The organism is Streptomyces sp. NPDC002787 (assembly GCF_053592095.1).
In genome coordinates, this window is record NZ_JBSFVC010000011.1 from 216,055 (window position 1) to 234,906 (window position 18,852).

17 protein-coding genes are annotated in these 18,852 nt (G+C 73.1%); 9 read left to right on the top strand and 8 right to left on the bottom strand.

The window, feature by feature from the left end:
• The first annotated feature begins 68 nt into the window (after nt 1-68).
• Complete coding sequence (locus tag ACWD26_RS17455; RefSeq protein ID WP_451270867.1) at nt 69-1,328, top strand: SLC13 family permease; 1,260 nt, start codon at nt 69-71, stop codon at nt 1,326-1,328.
• Between the two features lie 45 nt (nt 1,329-1,373).
• Here the strand turns inward: ACWD26_RS17455 and ACWD26_RS17460 are convergent, their stop codons facing one another.
• The gene (locus tag ACWD26_RS17460; protein ID WP_451270869.1) at nt 1,374-2,396 is read right to left on the bottom strand and encodes a helix-turn-helix domain-containing protein; all 1,023 of its coding nucleotides are present in this window, start codon (nt 2,394-2,396) and stop codon (nt 1,374-1,376) included.
• Nucleotides 2,397-2,460: 64 nt separating this feature from the next.
• Here ACWD26_RS17460 and ACWD26_RS17465 point away from each other — a divergent pair, with 64 nt between their 5' ends.
• The gene (locus tag ACWD26_RS17465; RefSeq protein WP_451270871.1) at nt 2,461-3,255 is read left to right on the top strand and encodes a phytanoyl-CoA dioxygenase family protein; all 795 of its coding nucleotides are present in this window, start codon (nt 2,461-2,463) and stop codon (nt 3,253-3,255) included.
• A 19-nt stretch (nt 3,256-3,274) separates the two neighbouring features.
• Here the strand turns inward: ACWD26_RS17465 and ACWD26_RS17470 are convergent, their stop codons facing one another.
• The 5 genes from ACWD26_RS17470 to ACWD26_RS17490 all read right to left on the bottom strand — a co-directional run bounded on the left by ACWD26_RS17470 (nt 3,275) and on the right by ACWD26_RS17490 (nt 8,528).
• Nucleotides 3,275-3,940 (bottom strand): response regulator, encoded by a 666-nt coding sequence (locus tag ACWD26_RS17470; protein WP_451270873.1) that lies wholly within the window; start codon nt 3,938-3,940, stop codon nt 3,275-3,277.
• Complete coding sequence (locus tag ACWD26_RS17475; protein ID WP_451270875.1) at nt 3,937-5,142, bottom strand: sensor histidine kinase; 1,206 nt, start codon at nt 5,140-5,142, stop codon at nt 3,937-3,939. Before ACWD26_RS17475 ends, ACWD26_RS17470 begins: the two co-directional genes overlap by 4 nt.
• Before the next feature lie 124 nt (nt 5,143-5,266).
• Nucleotides 5,267-6,421, bottom strand: a complete 1,155-nt coding sequence (locus tag ACWD26_RS17480) for an ABC transporter substrate-binding protein (protein ID WP_451270877.1) — start codon at nt 6,419-6,421, stop codon at nt 5,267-5,269.
• A 428-nt stretch (nt 6,422-6,849) separates the two neighbouring features.
• On the bottom strand, nt 6,850-7,476 hold the full coding sequence (locus ACWD26_RS17485) for a flavoprotein (RefSeq protein ID WP_451270878.1): 627 nt from the start codon (nt 7,474-7,476) through the stop codon (nt 6,850-6,852).
• A 23-nt stretch (nt 7,477-7,499) separates the two neighbouring features.
• Complete coding sequence (locus ACWD26_RS17490) at nt 7,500-8,528, bottom strand: response regulator transcription factor (protein WP_451270880.1); 1,029 nt, start codon at nt 8,526-8,528, stop codon at nt 7,500-7,502.
• 236 nt (nt 8,529-8,764) lie between these two features.
• Between ACWD26_RS17490 and ACWD26_RS17495 the strand changes: the two genes are divergently transcribed.
• The 4 genes from ACWD26_RS17495 (at nt 8,765) to ACWD26_RS17510 (ending at nt 14,506) form a co-directional block, all read left to right on the top strand.
• Nucleotides 8,765-9,802, top strand: a complete 1,038-nt coding sequence (locus tag ACWD26_RS17495) for a sugar ABC transporter substrate-binding protein (RefSeq protein WP_451270882.1) — start codon at nt 8,765-8,767, stop codon at nt 9,800-9,802.
• A 9-nt stretch (nt 9,803-9,811) separates the two neighbouring features.
• Nucleotides 9,812-11,737 carry an ATP-binding cassette domain-containing protein gene (locus tag ACWD26_RS17500; RefSeq protein ID WP_451270884.1) on the top strand — a complete coding sequence of 642 codons (1,926 nt, stop codon included), beginning with the start codon at nt 9,812-9,814 and terminating at the stop codon, nt 11,735-11,737.
• The gene (locus ACWD26_RS17505; protein ID WP_451270886.1) at nt 11,734-12,726 is read left to right on the top strand and encodes an ABC transporter permease; all 993 of its coding nucleotides are present in this window, start codon (nt 11,734-11,736) and stop codon (nt 12,724-12,726) included. The genes ACWD26_RS17500 and ACWD26_RS17505 overlap by 4 nt, the downstream gene beginning before the upstream one ends.
• Nucleotides 12,727-12,808: 82 nt before the next feature.
• Nucleotides 12,809-14,506 (top strand): amidohydrolase, encoded by a 1,698-nt coding sequence (locus ACWD26_RS17510; protein ID WP_451270888.1) that lies wholly within the window; start codon nt 12,809-12,811, stop codon nt 14,504-14,506.
• A gap of 75 nt (nt 14,507-14,581) precedes the next feature.
• Here ACWD26_RS17510 and ACWD26_RS17515 read toward each other — a convergent pair whose 3' ends face one another.
• Nucleotides 14,582-15,523, bottom strand: coding sequence for an LLM class flavin-dependent oxidoreductase (locus tag ACWD26_RS17515; protein ID WP_451270890.1), 942 nt, complete (start codon nt 15,521-15,523; stop codon nt 14,582-14,584).
• A 66-nt stretch (nt 15,524-15,589) separates the two neighbouring features.
• Here ACWD26_RS17515 and ACWD26_RS17520 point away from each other — a divergent pair, with 66 nt between their 5' ends.
• The 3 genes from ACWD26_RS17520 to ACWD26_RS17530 all read left to right on the top strand — a co-directional run bounded on the left by ACWD26_RS17520 (nt 15,590) and on the right by ACWD26_RS17530 (nt 17,661).
• Nucleotides 15,590-16,162, top strand: a complete 573-nt coding sequence (locus ACWD26_RS17520) for a MarR family winged helix-turn-helix transcriptional regulator (protein ID WP_451270892.1) — start codon at nt 15,590-15,592, stop codon at nt 16,160-16,162.
• Nucleotides 16,163-16,414: 252 nt separating this feature from the next.
• A complete protein-coding gene (locus tag ACWD26_RS17525; RefSeq protein WP_451270894.1) occupies nt 16,415-17,068 on the top strand; it encodes a LysE family transporter in 654 nt (217 codons plus the stop codon).
• A gap of 146 nt (nt 17,069-17,214) precedes the next feature.
• Nucleotides 17,215-17,661 carry a nitroreductase family deazaflavin-dependent oxidoreductase gene (locus ACWD26_RS17530; protein WP_451270896.1) on the top strand — a complete coding sequence of 149 codons (447 nt, stop codon included), beginning with the start codon at nt 17,215-17,217 and terminating at the stop codon, nt 17,659-17,661.
• A gap of 86 nt (nt 17,662-17,747) precedes the next feature.
• Here ACWD26_RS17530 and ACWD26_RS17535 read toward each other — a convergent pair whose 3' ends face one another.
• Complete coding sequence (locus ACWD26_RS17535) at nt 17,748-18,791, bottom strand: cation diffusion facilitator family transporter (protein ID WP_451270898.1); 1,044 nt, start codon at nt 18,789-18,791, stop codon at nt 17,748-17,750.
• Nucleotides 18,792-18,852 lie beyond the last annotated feature (61 nt).

The following is an 18,852-nucleotide window of genomic DNA, read 5'->3' on the forward strand; positions in this document are numbered from 1 at the left end:
CGGTGCCCCGCCGGGCAGTTGTAGGGTGCACAGTCCCCCGCCCCGCCGCACGTCGTGAAAGCCCCACCGTGAACACCGCCCTCGCCGAGGTCCTGTCCGTCTTCCTGCTCGTCGTGGTCCTCGGCTGCGCCGTCGCCCGGCCCTTCGGACTGCCCGAGGCGGTGGTCGCCGTACCGGCCGCCGGGATCGCCGTCGCCGCCGGCGCCGTCTCCCCCGGCCACGCCCGTGCCGAGGCCGAACTGCTGGGCCCGGTGCTCGGTTTCCTCGCCGCCGTCCTCGTGCTGGCCAAGCTCTGCGACGACGAGGGGCTCTTCCAGGCGTGCGGGGCGTGGATGGCGCGCGCTTCGGCCGGTCATCCCCGGCGGCTGCTGGGCTCGACCTTCGCGCTGGCCTCCGGCATCACGGCGGTACTGAGCCTGGACGCGACGATCGTGCTGCTCACGCCGGTGGTGTTCGCGACCGTGGCCCGGCTGGGCGCCCGCCCCAAACCGCATGTGTACGCCACCGCCCACCTGTCGAACACGGCCTCGCTGCTACTGCCCGTCTCCAACCTCACCAACCTGCTGGCGTTCACGGCCAGCGGGCTGACCTTCACCCGGTTCGCGCTGCTGATGGCGGCGCCCTGGGCGGTGGCCGTGGCCGTCGAGTACCTCGTGTTCCGCCGGTTCTTCGCGGACGATCTGGCCGCCGGGGCGCGGGCCGCGCAGGAGGCCGTCGAGCCGCCCGCACTGCCGATGTTCGCGCTGGTCACGGTCGTGTGCACACTCGCCGGGTTCGTGGTGGCGTCCGCGATCGGTATCGAGCCCGCGTGGGCGGCGGCGGCCGGGGCCGTGGTGCTGTCGGTCCGCGCGCTCGTCCGCCGCACCACCAGCCCGGTCGCGCTGCTGCGCTCCGTCTCCCTGCCCTTTCTCGCGTTCGTGCTGGCGCTGGGCGTCGTGGTGCGCGCGGTGGTCGACAACGGCCTCGCCGACGCGCTCGGCCGCGTGATGCCGTCCGGCACCGGCCTGCTCGCCCTTCTCGGCGTCGCCGCCCTCGCCGCTCTCCTCTCCAACATCATCAACAACCTGCCCGCGGTCCTCGTCCTGGTCCCCCTGGCCGCACCGCTCGGCACGGGTGCCGTCCTCGCCGTGCTCCTCGGCGTCAACATCGGCCCGAACCTCACCTACGCCGGTTCGCTGGCCACCCTGCTCTGGCGCCGCATCGTCCATCAGCACGAACACGACGTGGACCTGGGCGAGTTCACCCGCCTCGGCCTGCTCACCGTCCCGGCGGCGCTGGTCTCCTCGGTGGTGGCACTGTGGTTGTCGTTGCTCGTCCTCGGCGGCTGAGAGGACCGCTCAGGCTTCGGCCCGCGGTGCCGGGCGTCAGCCGGATCACCGCCCTCCGCTTCGTTGCGGGCCCAGCTCGCGCTCACGGCCTGGCGGTTGCTCGACGGGTGAGGAGGGTCCTTCCGAAGGGGTGACGGGTCGGTCACGGTCCCGCAGCCCCTGCCGGTACTCCCCCGGCGGCACCCCGTAGCGCTCCCGGAACACCCGGCTGAAGTGGAACGGGCTGCCGAACCCGGAGGCGGCGGCCACGCGTTCCACGGGGAGTTCGGTGGCCTCCAGGAGCCGGGCGGCATGGAGCAGTCGGGCCTGGCGCAGGGCGCGCATCGGGGAGTGGCCGAGTTGCTCGGTGAAGAGGTGGGCGAAGCGGGACGGGGAGAGGGCGACGCGCTCGGCGAGGGAGCGGAGGGTGTGCGGTGCGCCGGGGTCGGCGGTGATCAGGTCCTCCGCGCGGCTGATCCTCGGGTCCACTCCCGACCGGTGGGGCTCGGCCCGGGCGGCGGTGAGCAGGACGACCTCCTCCAGGGAGCACAGGGCGAGTTCGCGGGCCACCGAGCCGTGAGCCACGGCGATGTCGCCGTCCAGCGGGGCGGTCGCGGGCTCCGGCGGTGTGCCCTCCCCGGTCCAGCGGGCGTCGGCGAGCATGCAGCCGAAGGCCGCGTCGACGCGTGCGCGGATGCCACCGGGGGGCGCACCGAGGGCCGACGTCACGGCGTACAGCCGGTCGCCGGTCTCGTAGGGGCGCAGCCATCCCGTCCAGGACGCCCGTGCCTGGCAGTGCACCCAGAAGAACGCCCAGTGTCCGGCGCCGGGCCGCACGGTGTAGTGCTGTGGCACGCCCGGTCCGAGGACCACGAGGTCGCCCGGGCCCGCCGCCGTCTCCGTCGTGCCCTGCCGCAACAGTCCCGCGCCGCCCGTGGTCCAGGTGAACAGCCAGCCGTCCGCACCGCGCGGCCGGTTCACGGTGTACGGCGGCCTCGTGTCGAAGTACCCGATGATCACCTGGCCCGGCGGTGGCGACGGGTCGACGGGGGCAGCAGTGTCAGGCAAGTGGTCAGCACGCACAGGCATCCTCCCGAAAGGCGGTCGGACCTAGCGTGGACCACGGTGGACGACAGTGCGAAAGGACGGACGGATGACAGCCACGGGCAAGGTCGAGTTCGAGGAGAACGGCTATCTGGTGGTGCGGGGGCTGTTCTCGCCCGCCGAGATCGAGGAGTTGTGCGACCGGTTCACGGCGCTGCGGGAGGGCGGCCCGATCCCGGGGCACTTCCAGCCCCGCCCGCCCACGGCGGACGGCCCGGCCGACCCGCTGCACGTCTACCCCCGGGTGATGCATCCGCACCGCATCGACGAGTTGTCGCTGCGGGTGCTCCTTGACGCGCGGCTGCGGGAGATCCTCGAAGGGCTGCTCGGCGAGGAGGTCCTGGCCGCGCAGAGCATGTTCTACTTCAAGCCGCCGGGGGCCCGGGGGCAGGCGCTGCACCAGGACAACTTCTATCTGCGGGTGGAGCCGGGCACATGTGTGGCAGCCTGGATCGCCTGCGATGTGATCGACCGCGACAACGGCGGTCTGGAGGTCGTGCCGGGGACGCACCGCATGGACCTGTTCTGTCCGGAGGAGGCGGACGAGCAGCTGTCCTTCGTGCGCGAGTACGTCCCGCCGCCGCCCGGTCTGACCCCGGTGCCCGTCGACATGGCCCCGGGCGACGTCCTCTTCTTCAACGGCAGCCTCGTCCACGGCTCCCAGCCCAACCGGACCGCCGACCGCTTCCGCCGCTCCTTCATCGGCCACTACGTGGGCCGCTCCACGGAACGCATCGGCCGCTACTACGACGCGCTGACGATGACCGGCGCCCCGGTCCCGCTGCTGGAGAGCGAGGGCGCGGGCCCGTGCGGCACGGAGTTCGAGCCGATGGGCGCCCACTGACCAGGGCGCCCGCCCCGGCTCAGCCCAGTTCGAGCAGGCCTCGCCGGACGGCCTCCGACACCGTGCTCGCCCGGTTCTCGGTGCCGAGCTTGCGGTAGATGCGGATGAGATGGGTCTTGACCGTCGCCTCGGTCAGATACAGGGAGGCGGCGATCGACCGGTTGCTGTGGCCCCGCGCCAGCAGCCGCAGGACCTCGATCTCCCGGTCGCTCAGGACGGTCCCCGGGTCGGCGAGGTGACCGGCGAGGTGGCCGGCGGCCTCCGGGGCGAGGCCCATGCCACCGCGGGCGGCGGCGCGTACGGCGCGGAACAGTTCCTCCGGCGGGCCCGCCTTGAGGATGTAGCCGCGGGCCCCGGCCTCCATCGCCCGTACGACGTCGCCCTGGGTGCCGGAGCTGGTGAGGACGACGACCGCGCTGCCGGGGGCCTCGGCGGTGATCCGGCGGGTCGCGTCGAGGCCGTTGACACGGGCGCCGGGGGCCGTGTCGTCGGTCAGGCGGAGGTCCATCAGCACCACGTCGGGGCAAAGTCGCGCGGTGAGCCGTACGGCCTCCTCGCCGTCGCCGGTCTCGCCGACCACGTCGAAGCCGGGTTCGCCGGTGAGGAGGGCGCGCAGCCCGGCGCGTACGACCCTGTGGTCGTCGACGACGAGGACGCGCAGCGGGGCGCCGGCCGGGTCGTTCACCGGCTGCCCGCCAGGCCCGCCAGGATGCGGGAGTCGATGGGGAGGCTGGCGCGGGCCAGGGTGCCGCGGCCGGGTGCGCTGCGGACCGAGAGCGAGCCGCCGAGCGCGTCGAGGCGCTCCCGCCCGGCGGTCAGGCCGAGGCCTCGGTCGCCCGGCTTCGCCGTCGCCGTCGCGGTGTCGAAGCCCGTGCCGTCGTCCCGTACCTCGACGGTGACCGTCGTGTCGTCGCGGTGGTCGAGGGTGACCCAGACGTGCCGGGCGCGGGCGTGTTCGCAGGCGTTGGCCAGCAGGCCCTGGGCGACGCGGAGCAGGGCGGCGGCCCGGTCCGGGGGAAGGGTGCCCGGTTCGCCCTCGGTGCGGAACACCACCTGGGCGGCGGTGGCCGTGTGGCGGGCGCAGAGGGTGCGCAGGGCGGTCGCGAGGTCGTCGTGCTCCAGGGCGGGCGGGGTCAGGTCGCTGATGATGGTGCGGGTCTCGGCGAGGTTGGCGCCGAGGGCGTCGACGACCGTACGGACCTGGGCCCTGGCGAGGTCCGGGCGGCGGTCCCAGTCGCGGTCGGCGGCCTGGAGGAGCATGCGGCTGCCGGCGAGTTCCTGGGCGAGCGTGTCGTGCAGGTCGCGGGCGATGCGGGCGCGTTCGGCGAGACATCCGGCCTCGCGCTGGTTGCGCGCCAACTCGGCGCGGGTGCGCTCCAGTTCGCCGAGGAGCCGCTGCTGGGAGCGGTAGAGGGCGACCGTGGCCCAGAGGGCGGCGGCCGGGGGGACGACCAGTTCGGGGTGGAGGGTTCCGGCGCTCCGGGCGACCACGAGGACGAGCAGTACGGTGATCACGCCGACGACGGCGACCGCCGTGCGGCCCGTGAACATGCGCAAGGCGAGGATCGCCAGCGGGAGCGCCAGCCAGGCGTAGGCGGTGGCGACCGGTGCGGGCATCCCCAAGGACACCCAGCACCACAGCGCCAGCAGCGCACCGAGCCAGACGGGCCTGCCGGACCGCCCCAGCCGGTCCCAGAGGGTGAGCCCGCCCACGTATCCGACCGCCAACAGGGTGACGAGCGGGACCAGTTGCCAGCACAGCTCGGCGTTCAGGTCGACGAGGCGGAGCACGCCGCCGACGGCGACGGTCAGGAACAGCAGGTCCGGCAGCCGCCGGAGCGACAGCGAACCTCGGCGTACGAAGGCGGGGGCGGCGATGGCGGGCACGGCGGCGATTTCCCTCTGCGACGGTCCGGACTGGCGGCGAGCTGGCGGGGCCAGCCGAGTGTAGACAGTGACCAGTGTGACCGGAGTAAAGGAATCCACCGTGCCCGTCATTCCGGGCGGGCTGTTACCGCCCGGGGTGCAGGCCGAGGAAGCCCGGCGTCGGGTCGCCCTTGACCTCGCCGAAGTAGAGGGCGAAGGTCTGCTTCCACCGCTCGACCTGGGCGCGGTCCTCCATGAAGCGGGGGAAGCCGTCGAGGTGCGCGTCGCGGTACGTCCAGATGGGCTTCAGGCCGCCGGCGGGGGTGACGTCCGTGCGGACGGACCAGCCGTTGAAGGAGCCCTGCTGGCGTTCGGCGGACAGCGCCCAGTTGAGGTACAGCTTGGCGGCGGTGGGGTGGGCGGCCTTCTTGAGGATCGCGGCGCGCTGGCCCCAGGCCATGAAGGGGTGCCCGTCGGCCACGGCCCAGCGGGTCGCGGCGGTCGAGGGCGCGGTGAGCGAGCCGGACCCGCCGACGCCGATCGCCTTCTGCCGGCCGTTCACCGCGACGCCCGGGGAGTGCGAGCCACGGTTGAACTGCGGCAGCTGCGCGGCGAACTGCGCGATCCAGTCCCAGCCGTAGGCCTGCTGGTAGAGGGCGAAGAGGTAGAGCACCGCGTCGTCGTCGTGCGGGTAGGAGGACGCGATGGCACCCTTCCAGCGCGGGTCGACCAGCTCGTACGGCGACTTCGGCGCGTTCCCGGCGACGGCCTCGACGCCGTACATGTAGCTGAAGCCGATGACCGCGACGGCCGTCCACGCGCCCTGCGGGTCGCGGAAGTCCTTGTACAGCTTGGAGAAACCGGCGGGCTTGTACGGCAGCAGCTTGCCCTGGCGCTTCCAGCGGGTGAAGTCCTGCAGCGTCTGGAGCTGGACGAGGTCGGGGACCAGGGTGTCGGTCGCGAGCTGGTTGTCGACGCGGACGTCGTGGTACTTGCTGTAGTCCACGACCATCGTCAGGTCGATGTCCGGGAAGCGGGCGCGGAACGCCTGCGCCGTGAAGTCCTGCTGGGTGGCGGTGTCGCCGCCCGCGTAGATCACCAGCTTGCCGCCCTCGGCGACCGCGTCGCGGTACAGCTCGTCGAGGGAGCGGGTCTCCTCGGAGCCGGCCGCCGCCGTACGGGAACCCGAGCCCGACACCGACGCGGCGGCGGCCTGCGCGGTGCCCGTCGCGACGAGGCCGCCGAGCGTGGCGCCCGCTCCGGTGGTGAGGATGCGTCGCCTGCTGAAGTTGCTGACCATGTGGGGGAAGGTCCTTTCCGGGGCTTGACTCGTACGGCGGCGCCGCCACGGCGGCACGGTCAGTCTCCGCGCGACGGCGCCCGCCGCGCGTCGCCCGAACGCAGCCCACCCGTTCAACCGTTCGGTTGAACGGGTGGCGCCCGGGTGGAGGCGCGGATCGTGGCCGCGACCGCCGGGAACCGGCTGGCGCTGCACGACCTCGGGCAGGAGCTGACCGCCGGCCAGCTCTCCCGTTCGCTCGCGCTGCCCGAACCGCTGCCCGTGGGCGGCGGGGTGGAGGCGCACCGCCTCCGGCGGGTGCGCGAAGTGACGGTGGCGCCCCGGACGTGTCTGCTGCTGGCCGCGGCCGTCCCGGGCGGGGGACGGCTACGGACCTGGAGGTGTGACGAGCCGGTCCGGACGTCGGCGGGTGACGGACCGGTCGGTCGTCAGCGGGGGCCGGGCACCCCGCCCTCGTTCCCGGGCCCCAGCAGATCGAGCGCCCGTTCCCAGTGGAACTCCGCGCGCCCGCCGTCCTCCTCGGCCCCGCCGGCGTACGGATCGCCGAACCGCACACCCATCCCGCGCAGCCGCTCCAGGCTCGCGCGGTACGCCGGGTGGGCCGCCAGCGCGTCGGCCACACAGGGCAGTACGGCGATGGGGACACCGAGGCCGTACGCCTCGCACAGGGTGCCCAGGGCGAGGGTGTCGGCTGTGCCGGCGGCCCACTTGTTGACGGTGTTGAAGGTGGCGGGCGCGACCACGACGGCGTCGGGCGGTGGGAAGGGGCGCGCCTCGCCCGGCCTCCGCCAGGCGGAACGGATCGGGCGGCCGGTCTGTGCCTCGACCGCCTCCGCGTCGAAGAAGCCGCCCATGGCGACGGGCGTCGCGATGACCCCGACCTCCCAGTCGCGCTCCTGGGCGGCGGTGATCAGCTTGCTGACCTCCACGGCGATGCCGGCCGCGCAGACGACGACATAGAGGAAGGGTTTCGCGCCCTGTCCGGCTCCGACTCCGGCTCCAGCCCCTGCTCCGACTCCGGCTCCGTTCGTGTTCGTGCTCCCAGTCGCAGTCACCGTCGAACCCTACTGAACCCGGCTCACCCTCCGGGCGATCTCTCGACGAAGCGTTCGACGTCCTCGGCGGTCGGCCGGAGCAGTCCGTCCCGTACGGCGAGGGCCGTGGCCTCGGCGCGTGAGGAGGCGCCGGTCTTGCGCAGCAGGTGCTCGACATGGGTGTGCACGGTGCGCGGGGACAGGAACAGCGCCTGGGCGATGGCCTGGTTGGTCTGGCCGGTGGCCGCCCGGGTGAGCACCTCCAGTTCGCGCGGGCTGAGCCCGTACGGCAGTGGCGCGGGTGCCTCGTGGACGACGACCGCCCGGCGTACGACGGCCGCGCCCAGGGTGTGGCGGCGGAGGGTGACCCGGTACCAGTCGGGCCCGACGGGCCAGAGCAGGCGCAGTCGTGTGCCGTGCGACTCGGCGAAGGCCCGCAGGAGGCGGCGGAACTCGGTGTCCTGGAGGACCGCGGCGGGGGCCCGGCCGGGGAGTTCTAGAGCCTCGTCGGCGACGACCAGGCTCGCTCCGCCCTCCGCCGGGAGGTCGTGCAGGTCGCCCGCGTGGGCGGTGGCGTCGGCCAGGACGCCCAGGGCCGGGAGGAGGGAGGCGAGCAGGTGGCGGGTCCCGGTGTCGTAGGCGTCAGGGGTCGCGGTGGAGAGGGTGATCAGGCCGACCAGGCGGCCGTGGTGGCGCAGGGCGCCCGTCACCGCGTCGCGAACGCCCGCCGGGCGCATCCGCTCCGCGTAGAACCAGCCGTCGCGGTAGCGCTCCCCCGGGTCCTCGACGTCCTCGCAGATGGAGGGCGGGATCTCGCTGCGCAGGACGTTGTCGTACCAGGGGGTCGAGACGAACTCGGCGGCCAGCGCCTCGGAGACGTCGGCGTCGTAGCCGACACCCGCGATCTGGACGTGGGTGCCGGTGACCGGGTCGATCTCCAGGAGGGTGGCGGCGTCCAGGGGCAGGGCGCGGGCGAGTTCGTGGACGGCCTCGGCGCAGGCGGAGGCGGTGTCGCGTTCGCGGGTGAGCATGCCGATGCGCGTGGCGGCCGCGATCTGGTGATGGGTGAGCATGCGAGCCTCCCGGGGCCGCCCCGAGACCGGTCAGGTCTTTTGGGCCCTAACGATATGCGCGTGGCGATGGGTGGACAAGGCATTCACCGATCCGTGACCCGGGCGTCCGCCGCTCCTCGCCCGGCGTACGCACTCGGTATTTGTACGGATGGTGGGGCGGGGCCCCGGGGTCTTTCCTGTTCCGCACAGCAGGACGCCCGCCGTTGGCGGGCCCCGTCCCCTTGGAGATCCCCGCCATGACCAGACGCCCCCTTTCCGTCCCCCCGGCCTCGCGCAGGCAGTTCCTCGCGTGGTCCGCCGGCGCCCTCGCCACGACCGGACTCGCCGCCACGGGCTGCAGCGCTCCGGAGAGCGGCTCCGCGTCGGCGAAGGCGGCGGGCGCGTCCCCCTCCGCGAGGACGCTCACGCAGATCGGCCTCGACTACCCGTTCACCCAGCTCCCGCTCTACACCACGCTGGTGAAGCTCTCCACGGCGGCCGCGAAGAAGCACGACGTCGAACTGCTGACGACGAGCGACGCGAGCAACCCCGACACCCAGGCCAGCAACCTCAACACCTGGGTCTCGCGCAAGACGCAGGCGATCGTGTCGTTCCCGATGGTCTTCGAGGCGGCCGAGTCGATCGCCAAGTCCGCGCTCGACGCGGGCCTGATCTGGGTGACGTACGGCGGGACGCTGGAGAATCAGAGCGCCGACATCCAGTTCAGCTTCCGCGAGAGCGGCACGCTGCTCGGCGAGGCGGCGGCGAAGTGGGCCAACGAGGAGCTGGGCGGCAAGGGCAAGGTGGCCTTCCTGGTCGACAACACGATCGAACTGGGCCGGGAGCGCACCAAGGGCATGATCGACGGATTCACGAAGCTCGCGCCCGGTGTCGACGTGGTGGCCCAGGAGCAGGCCATCGACCCCGACACGGGCCTGTCGAAGTCCAACGCGCTGCTCGCCAAGCACCCCGACCTGAACATCATCCTCGGCATCACGGACGCGGCGGCGTACGGCGGATTCAAGGCGTTGCAGCAGGCCGGCCGGAAGAAGGGCGACAGGAAGACGTTCGTCGGCGGCCAGGACGGCTCGGCCCCCTCGCTCCTCGCCATCAAGGAGGGCACGTTCTACCGGGCCTCCTCCGCGCTCGCCCCGCAGGACATCGCCAACGCCATCGTCGACGTGCCGCTCGCGGTCGCCGCCGGGAAGGCCGACGCGAGCGTCCAGGTGCCGGTGAAGCTGGTCCAGCGCGGCGACACGGCGGAGATCGACGCGCTGCTCGCCCAGAACGGGTAGGGCGGCGCGATGGCCGACACGAGTCCGCCGAACCTGCGGATCACGTCCCTGAGCAAGTCCTTCGGCGGTGTGCGGGCGCTGGACCGGGTGGACCTCACCGTGCCGGCGGGGCAGGTCCACGCCCTCCTCGGGCACAACGGGGCGGGCAAATCCACGCTGATCAAGTGCCTCGGGGGCGCGTTCCCGCCGGACGAGGGGACGATCGAGGTGGGCGGGGTCCCGTACGCCCGGCTCAGCCCGCGCGAGTCCATCGCGGCCGGGGTGGCGATCATCTTCCAGACGCTGAGCGTCGTGGACTCCCTGACCGTGGCCGAGAACATCTTCCTCGGCCAGGAGTGGACCCGGTACGGCCGGATCGACCGCCGGGCCCAGGAGAAGGTGGCCGCCGAACTCCTCGACCGTGTCGCCGCGAGCTGCTCTCCTCGCGACCGGGTGGGTGAACTGCCCATGGGACAGAAGCAGTTGGTCGAGATCGCCAAGGCCCTGAGCCGCAGTGCCTCGGTCCTGGTCCTGGACGAGCCCACCGCCGCCCTCTCCGGCACCGAGAGCGACGCCCTGGCCGCCCGCGTGGAGGACCTCCGCACCCAGGGCCTCGCCATCGTCTACGTCACCCACCTCCTGGCGGAGGTCGAGCGCCTCGCGGACGCGGTGACGGTGCTCCGCGACGGCCGAGTCGCCCACCACGCGGCGACGGGCGGCCACCACCGCCGGGACCTGGTGGAGGCGATCACGGGAGGACGGGGAGCCGGGTCGACGGCACCCGCCCGGAACGGGCCGACCGCGGCCGGTGGCCCGGGAAGCGCGGCGACGCCCGGTTCGGGTGCCGACGCGGGTGCCCAGGGAAGTGCGCGGGACGGTTCCGGCCCGGATGCGGACGGCACAGCGGATGCCCCCCGCACGGCCGATACGGAGACCGGAACCACGCACGGCACGGGCGCCGGGATCGCGACCGACCCGGACCACGACGACGCCCGCCACAGCGGCCCGGGCCCCCTCGGCTCCCACGACCGCGAGGGCCGCCCCTCGACGGCGGCGCACGACCGCCCCCGGCGGTCCCACGGCCCGTCGCCGGGCGCCGACGGACCGACGCCGCGGGCGACCGCCACACCTGGTGAAACGACGGCGTCTCCGACGCCCGCCCCTCCCCGCCGCTCCCCCTCCCGCCCTGTCGGTCTCACCGTCCGCGGTCTGCACGGCCCCGGCTTCGGGCCCGTCGACCTGAGCGTCGGTGCGGGCGAGATCGTCGGCCTGTACGGGCTGATCGGGTCCGGGCGTACTCGGGTGCTGGAGACACTGTTCGGCAGGCGGCGGGCCGTCGGCGGAAGCGTCCGCGTCGGTGAGCGTGCCGTCTCACCGACGCGGCCCGCCGACGCGCTGGCCGCCGGGATCGCGCTCGTGCCGGCGGACCGGCGGGCGCAGGGCCTGTTTGCGGGGCTGAGCGCACAGGACAACGTGGTGTTGCCGAGCGTGCGGACGCTCGCCCGGCGCGGGGTGCGGGCGCTCGGTGCGGAGCGGCGGGTGTTCGGCTCGCTCGCGGAGGCGGTCGGACTGCGGCCCGCGCGGCCGGGGTTGCCGGCCTCGGCGTTCTCCGGCGGCAACCAGCAGAAGCTGCTGCTCGGCCGGTGGATCAACGAGGCCCGAGCCGTCGACGTCCTGCTCCTGGACGAGCCCACCCAGGGCGTGGACGTCGGCGCCCGTCAGGAGATCTACGACGTCGTCGCCGCGCTCGCCGAACAGCGCGGCACGGCGGTGCTGTTCGCCTCCAGCGACCCGGAGGAGGCGGCCGCCCTCGCCCACCGCTGTCTGATCGTCGACCGGGGCCGGATCGTCGGCGAACTCTCCGGCCCCGCCCTCACGGAGGAGGCCCTGCTGGCGGCCGTCCACGACGCGGGGCCGACGGCAGGGCCCACCCCATCCCACGAAGGAGCAGCATGACCACCGCGACCGCCGCCCAACGCGTCGTCCCCGGCCCGCGCGCCCTGGCCGCGCACGGCCTGGCGACGGTGCGGCGCAATCCCCTGATCGTCGTCCTCACCCTGCTGGTGCTGGTGTTCCAGCTGTCCACCGGCAGCTTCCTCGACCCCGGCAACCTGCGCGGGATCGCCACCGACGCCGCCGCCCTGGCGATCGTCGCCGTGCCGCTGGCCCTCCTGGTCATCAGCGGCTATCTGGATCTGTCGGTCGGTTCGACGCTCGCGCTCGGCGCGCTCGTGGCGGGCTGGCTCGCCGGCGAGCAGGCGCAGTCCCCCGTGGTCGCCGTCCTCGGCGCGCTGGCGGTCGGCGCGGCCGTCGGTGCCGTGAACGGGGTGCTGTGCTGCTACCTGGGACTGTCACCGTTCATCGTGACGCTGGGCATGCTGGCGGCCGTACGCGGACTGGCACAGCAGCTCTTCCCGCTGCCGCTGAGCGGGTTCGGTGACGGTTTCGCGTGGCTGGGCGGAGCGCGGATCGCCGGGATCGCGGCGCCGGTCGTCATCGCCGGGGCCGTGCTCGTCGCCGGGGCTCTGTTCCTGGCGTACACACCCACCGGACGGCATGTGTTCGCGATCGGCGTCAACCGGGAGGCCGCGTACCTCTCCGGCATCGACGTCCGCCGGACGCCGTTCGCGCTGTTCGTGGTCACGGGGACGGCCGCCGCGCTGGCCGGGGCGATCAAGGCATCCGTGCTGGACAGCGTGGTCGCGGGCACCTCGGGCACGGGCTTCGAACTGACGGTGCTCACGGCCGTGCTGCTGGGCGGCGTCGCGCTGAGCGGCGGCTCCGGTTCGGTTCTCGGGGTCCTGCTCGGCGTGCTGTTCCTCGGTTGCCTGCAGAACGGGCTGACACTGCTGAGCGTGCCGACGTTCTGGCAGCAGATGGCCCAGGGCGTGGCCCTGGTGGCGGGCGCCGCGCTCGCCTACTTCGGCCCGCGCGCGACGCGGTGACCGACCGTCCCCCTCCCCCTCTTGGCCATCCCCCTCCCCCTCTTGTCCAGCCCCCTCACTCAGACACCCCGGAGAGGTCCTCGTGAGCGACACTTCCCCCACCCTCGTCCTGACCGGCGGTCAGGTCATCACCGTCGACGCCAATTTCACGGTCGCCGAGGGTGTGGCCGTGCGCGGCCGGGAGATCGTCGCGGTCGGCACCGACGCCGAGATGCGTGCGCTGGCCGGGCCGACGACGAGGATCGTCGACCTGGCCGGGCGGACCGTGCTGCCGGGCATCAACGACTCCCATCTGCACGGCGCCGCGTACGGGCTGTCCAAGCCGCCGTTCGCCCTCGACGTCGGCCATCCGGCGGTCGGTTCGATCGCCGACATCGCCGGGGCGGTGGGCGCGGCGGCGCGGGCCGCCGCGCCCGGCGAGTGGATCGTCGGCCTGGGCTGGGACCCGGGCTACCTCGCCGAGTGCCTGGCCGATCCGGGCCGGCTCCCGCACCGTACGGATCTGGACGCGGTGGCACCCGACCACCCGGTCTGCCTGACGGACTTCTCGCAGCACATGGTGTGGGCCAACAGCGAGGCGCTGCGCCGGTGCGGGATCGACGCCGGCAGCCGGGCGCCGGACGGCGGTGTCATCGACCGCGACGCCGACGGCCGGCCCACCGGCATCCTGCGCGAGGCCGCCGGTGTCCTGCTCCAGGCCGCCCTGCCCTCCCCCACGGTCGCCCAGCGCCGCCAGGCCATCCGGAACGTCGTCGCCGAACTCCACTCGCGCGGCATCACCAGCTACACCGAGCCGGGACTCGGCCCCGGCGGCTCCGAGACCCTGTTCGGCGGGCTGAGCACCGACAACTGGACCGCGTACGCCGATCTGGCCGCCAACGGCGGTCTGCACGCCCGGGTCAGCGTGCTCCTGCTGCCCGCGCCCATCGGCGGCTCCGCCGACGACGTCCGCAAGGGTCTCGCCGAACTCCACCGGCCCGAGTCCGCCGACCCCCGGCTGCTGAACGCCATCGGCGTGAAGATCTTCGCCGACGGGGTGCCGCCGAACCGTACGGCCTGGATGAAGGAGCCCTACCTCGGCGGCGGTCACGGTTCCCTCTGCGTGCACGGACGCACACCGGAGCTCCAGGTCGACGAGCTGTTCGACATGATCCGGGTCGCGCACGAGGCCGGTTACCAGCTGGGGGTCCATGTCACCGGTGACCGGGCCATCGACCTCGTGGTGGACGCGTTCCTGGCGGCGCAGGGGGCCGCGCCGCGCACCGACGCCCGGCACTACGTCATCCACGGCGACTTCATCGGCGCCGACAGCCTCGCGCGGCTGGCCGCGCACGGCTACGGCGTCAACATGAACCCGGCGATCAAGTGGACGATCTCCGACCTGATGGCGGAGGTCGTGGGCACGGAACGCTCGGCGTACCAGTGGCCCGCGCGCTCGGCGTTCGACGCGGGCGTCGCGGTGTGCGCCAGCTCGGACGCGCCGATCACCGAACCCGACTGGCGGCAGGGCGTCGCCGGGATGCTGCTGCGCGAGTCGAAGGCCAGCGGCCGGGTCAGCGGGCCGGAACAGCGCGTGGAACTCGCCGAGGCGCTGCGGGCGTACACGATCAACCCGGCGCGGCAGGACTTCGCCGAGGAGTGGAAGGGGTCCGTGGAGGTCGGGAAGGTTGCCGACCTGTGCGTCCTGGACCGGCCGCTGCTGGACCTCGACCCGCGTGAGATCACCCGGGTCCGGGTCGACATGACGGTGTTCGACGGCGGGGTCGTCTTCGAGCGCTGAGCCGGGACGGGCGCGCACACGGCCGGCGCCGCGAGAGCGGCGCCGGCCTCGGCGTGCCGTCAACTCCTCAGCGCGTCAGCCCGTCAGGGCCTCCACCCGTCGCATGACCTCCTTGCAGAAGGCGCCCACCTCGTCGGCGTCGTCGATGAACTGGTTCGGCTTGACGCAGAAGGTCGTGAAGCCCTGCTCCAGCTGCTCGGGGATCGAGGCGAGGGCGGCGCCGAGGTCCGCCGGGGAGTGGTCGTCGGGGAAGACCGCCTGGGTGCCGCCGATCATCTCCAGCTCGGTCGTGTCCCGGCCCGCGGCGGTCATCGCCTCGTCGAGCGCCTTCAGGTCCTCCGGGGTCGGCCGGCCGAGCGGGTGGAAGCCGTGGCCGTAGCGGACCAGTCGGCGCAGTACGGGTCCGTGCAGGCGCTGTCCGCCGAACCACAGACGTGGGCCTTCCCGGCGGTACGCCTTGGGCTCGAAGTACACGTCCCGGAACGGGTAGTGCGCGCTGTCGTGGGAGATCGGGGACGGCCCCCAGGCCTTCGTCCAGACCTCCAGGTGCTCGTCGAGCAGCTGACCCCGCTTGCCGAAGGGCACGCCGAGCGCGTCGTACTCGTCCTTGCTCCAGCTGACCGTGGGCTGGACCAGCAGCCGTCCGTCGCTGAGCAGGTCGAGGGTGCCGAGTTCCCGGGCCATCAGCAGGGGATGGCGCAGGGGGGCGAGGACGGCCGCGGCGGCCAGGCGGAGGCGCTCGGTCACGGAGGCGATGGAGGCGAGGAGGAGCAGGGAGTTGGGCCAGGGGGTGTACGGGTCCTGGTTGCCGGGGAGGGCGTAGTCGCGGGGGTTGCCCATGATGCCGTCGGCGGCGGCGTCGGGGCCGAGCACGATGTGTTCGCTGACCATGACGGAGTCGAACCCGGCGTCCTCGGCCTCGCGCGCCCAGCGTACGGCGGTGGGCAGGTCGGCCCGGCCGCCCGTGAGTGTCCAGTTCTCGCTGAGGACCAGCAGCATGCGGGGGGTGGTGCTCATGGTGGATTCCCTCTCCTCCGTACAATTTGATCCCGAATGACCGACCGAGCGATCCAAGGAGCACCCGTGCCCGGCCAGCGATCCATCACCGAAGCCGAGAAGCTCGCCGCGGCGAAACTGGGGGACTTCCCCATCCGCCGGGACCAGATGGCGGCGGTGGCGAACATCTACCGGGCCGCCTCGGCGGTGCGGCAGCACCTGGAGAACTCCGTGCTGCGCGGCTCCGACCTCACCTGGACGGCCTTCGTGGTGCTGTGGGTCGTGTGGGTGTGGGGGGAGTCCGAGACGCGGCACGTGGCGGAGGAGGCGGGCATCTCCAAGGGCACGCTCACGGGTGTGGCGCGCACGCTGGAGTCGCGTGGGCTGCTGCGGCGGGCGGACCATCCGACGGACGGCCGACTGGTGCTGCTGGCCCTCACCGACAAGGGCGAGGAGCTGATGCGGCGGGTGTTCCCGGCGTTCAACGAGGAGGAGGCCTTCGTCACCGGGCAGCTCAGCGACACGGAGTGCCGGAGCCTCGCGGAGGGGCTGCGCAGTGTCGTGCTGCAGGTCGAGGAACACGGCGAGGAGCGCCGTCGGACCCTGTTGAACGGCGCCGAGCCCGCGCCGCGCCGCAGTGGTCGCCGTCCGAAGGCCTGACGCCCCAGCGCCCGGCGCACCTGTCCGTCCACGCCCGCGACCCTTTCATATTGTTTGGATTCAAACAAGGTAGGTGGGCGCGGAACCAGGGTCAAGAGCCGCCGGTAATTCGCTTGCGGGGTGGGGCGCCCGGCCCCAGGATCTGCCCATGTTCATCATCGACGCCTTCCTGCCGCTGTCCCTCGCCGCCGCGTCGCCGGTGCGGGGTCAGCAGCAGTCCGGCCGACCGTGGGGGCCGACACCGCCCCGGTCGTGACGGCCGCGCTCGTCGCGGGGCTCCTCGCCGGCTATGGCATCGCCATCCCCGTCGGAGCCGTCGCGACCTACCTCGTCTCCCTCACCGCCCGTACGTCCCTGCGGACCGGGGCCTCGGCCGCACTCGGCGTCGCGACGGCCGACGGCCTGTACGCCCTGCTCGCCACCCTGGGCGGTACGGCCCTCGCCACCGCGTTGCAACCCGTGCTGGTGCCCCTGCGCTGGGCGTCCGCCCTGGTGCTCCTCGCCCTGGCGGCACGCGGCGCGACGACGGCCCTCGGGCAGTACCGCGCCCGGCGGCTGAGCACCCGACAGCGACAGGACCCGGTGGGCCCCGCCCGCGCCTACGCCACCCTGCTGGGCATCACCCTCCTGAACCCCACCACGGTCGTCTACTTCGCCGCGCTGGTGCTCGGCAGCCGCGCCACCGACGCCGTGCGCCCCCTGGAGCAGGCGGTGTTCGTCCTCGCCGCGTTCCTCGCCTCCGCCAGCTGGCAACTGCTGCTCGCGGGCGGCGGCGCGCTGCTCGGCCGGGCACTCACCGGCCACCGGGGACGTCTGGTGACGGGTCTCCTGTCGAGTGCCGTGATCGCGGTGCTCGCGGTGCTGATGCTGGAGCCGTCACATCTGCTCGCCGGCCTCCGCCAGTGAAGTGGCGGCAACGGCCGCACACTTCACGCTCGGCGTCACCGCACGCGCACCCGCAAGTCCCGTGCGGGCAGGTGAGGATGAATCCGGCCGGGGCAGGTGTTGTACGCCGGGACAGCCTCGGTACGCGACAGCAAGGGACGGTTGCCATGCCTCTGGAGGGCGAGTACGTGCCCAGCCCCACGCAATGGGTGCGGGAACAGGTCGAGTTGTACGAGAGCTCGGGTGGCACGAAGGGCACCACACTGATGGACACGGGCCTGCCGGTCATCGTGCTCACCACCCGCGGCGCGAAGAGCGGGAAGATCCGCAAGACTCCGCTGATGCGGGTGGAGCACGACGGGCGGTACGCGGTCGTCGCCTCGCAGGGCGGCGCGCCCAAGCACCCGGTCTGGTACCACAACCTCAAGTCGGACCCGCACGTGGAGCTCCAGGACGGGCCTGTGCGGCAGGACTTGACCGCGCGCGAGGTCACCGGCGAGGAGAAGGCCGAGTGGTGGGAGCGGGCGGTCGCCGCGTATCCGCCGTACGCGGACTACCAGGAGCAGACGGACCGGGAGATTCCGGTCTTCGTGCTGGAGCCGGCGGACGGATAGGGATTCCCGGCCGGTGGTGGGCTGGAGGCCCGCGGAAAAACTTCGATGGATCGCGCATGATCCATCTCGCACCGGGCACCTGAGCCTCAGGCCCCGCCGCGTTCCCCCGTCGCGGCGGGGCTTTCCCCTGTCCGCTCGCCGTGCCCCGCCTTCTCCGTGACGTCGAGGAAGATCTGGTCGGCCTCGCGGACGACATGGGCGATGGAGCGCTTGATGCGTACGGCGACCTCCTCGACCTCCTCGCTGTCGAGGCCGGGGACGAGGTCGACCCGGGCGGCCACGAGGGTGGAGTCCAGGCCGAGTTGCATGGTGAGCAGGGCCTCGACGCTGTCGATCTCGGGCTGCGCCTCCAGCAGGGCGCGGATCCTCCGGCTGGGTTCGGGGTCGGCGGCGACCCCGATGAGCTGTTCGCGGGCGTCGCGGCCGAGCCAGTAGGCGACGTACACGAGCAGCGCGCCGATCGCGAAGGAGGCGGACGCCTCCCAGAGCACCTGGCCGGTCACCATGTGCAGGGCCATCCCGGCGATCGCGAGGGTCACGCCGAGCACCGCCGTGCCGTCCTCGGCGACGACCGTACGCAAGGCCGGGTCCCGGAGTCCGCCGACACCGCCGCCCTGCCTCCGCACCTGGTGCAGGGCGCGCAGCAGTGAAGCGCCCTCGGAGAGGAGCGCGACGCCGAGGACGGCGATGCCGACCACATAGCCGTCGTAGGACTCCTCGCCTCCGGTCGTCAGGGCGTGAAACGCCTGGTAGAAGGAGAAGCAGCCGCCCATCACGAAGATGCCGACGGCCGCGAGCAGGGACCAGAAGAAGCGCTCCTTGCCGTAGCCGAAGGGGTGCCGGCTGTCGGCGGGGCGGCGGCTGCGACGCAGCGCGGCGAGGAGGAAGACCTCGTTCATGCTGTCGGCCACGGAGTGGGCGGCCTCCGAGAGGAGGGCGGGCGATCCGGCGAGGAGTCCGCCGATGGTCTTGGCCACGGCGATCAGAAGGTTCGCGCCGAGGGCGACGAGGACGGTGATCCGGGTCCTGCGGTCCGCTCGTGTCTTCCCCTCCTCGTGCGTCCGCGGTCCTTCGAGAACCGCCTCGCCCCGGTCTTCCGTCGTCTCCGTGTCCTCTGGTGTCCGCGTCACTTTCGCCGCTTGCCCCGACCGGTCGCGCTCACACCGTGGGGGTCGCGGAAATCGGGGAACT

Coding starts and splice junctions, on each gene's coding strand:
- ACWD26_RS17530 (WP_451270896.1), top strand. CDS start 17,215: ATGCCTCTGGAGGGCGAGTACGTGCCCAGCCCCACGCAATGGGTGCGG.
- ACWD26_RS17505 (WP_451270886.1), top strand. CDS start 11,734: ATGACCACCGCGACCGCCGCCCAACGCGTCGTCCCCGGCCCGCGCGCC.
- ACWD26_RS17465 (WP_451270871.1), top strand. CDS start 2,461: ATGACAGCCACGGGCAAGGTCGAGTTCGAGGAGAACGGCTATCTGGTG.
- ACWD26_RS17490 (WP_451270880.1), bottom strand. CDS start 8,528: ATGCTCACCCATCACCAGATCGCGGCCGCCACGCGCATCGGCATGCTC.
- ACWD26_RS17500 (WP_451270884.1), top strand. CDS start 9,812: ATGGCCGACACGAGTCCGCCGAACCTGCGGATCACGTCCCTGAGCAAG.
- ACWD26_RS17480 (WP_451270877.1), bottom strand. CDS start 6,421: ATGGTCAGCAACTTCAGCAGGCGACGCATCCTCACCACCGGAGCGGGC.
- ACWD26_RS17495 (WP_451270882.1), top strand. CDS start 8,765: ATGACCAGACGCCCCCTTTCCGTCCCCCCGGCCTCGCGCAGGCAGTTC.
- ACWD26_RS17460 (WP_451270869.1), bottom strand. CDS start 2,396: ATGCCTGTGCGTGCTGACCACTTGCCTGACACTGCTGCCCCCGTCGAC.
- ACWD26_RS17515 (WP_451270890.1), bottom strand. CDS start 15,523: ATGAGCACCACCCCCCGCATGCTGCTGGTCCTCAGCGAGAACTGGACA.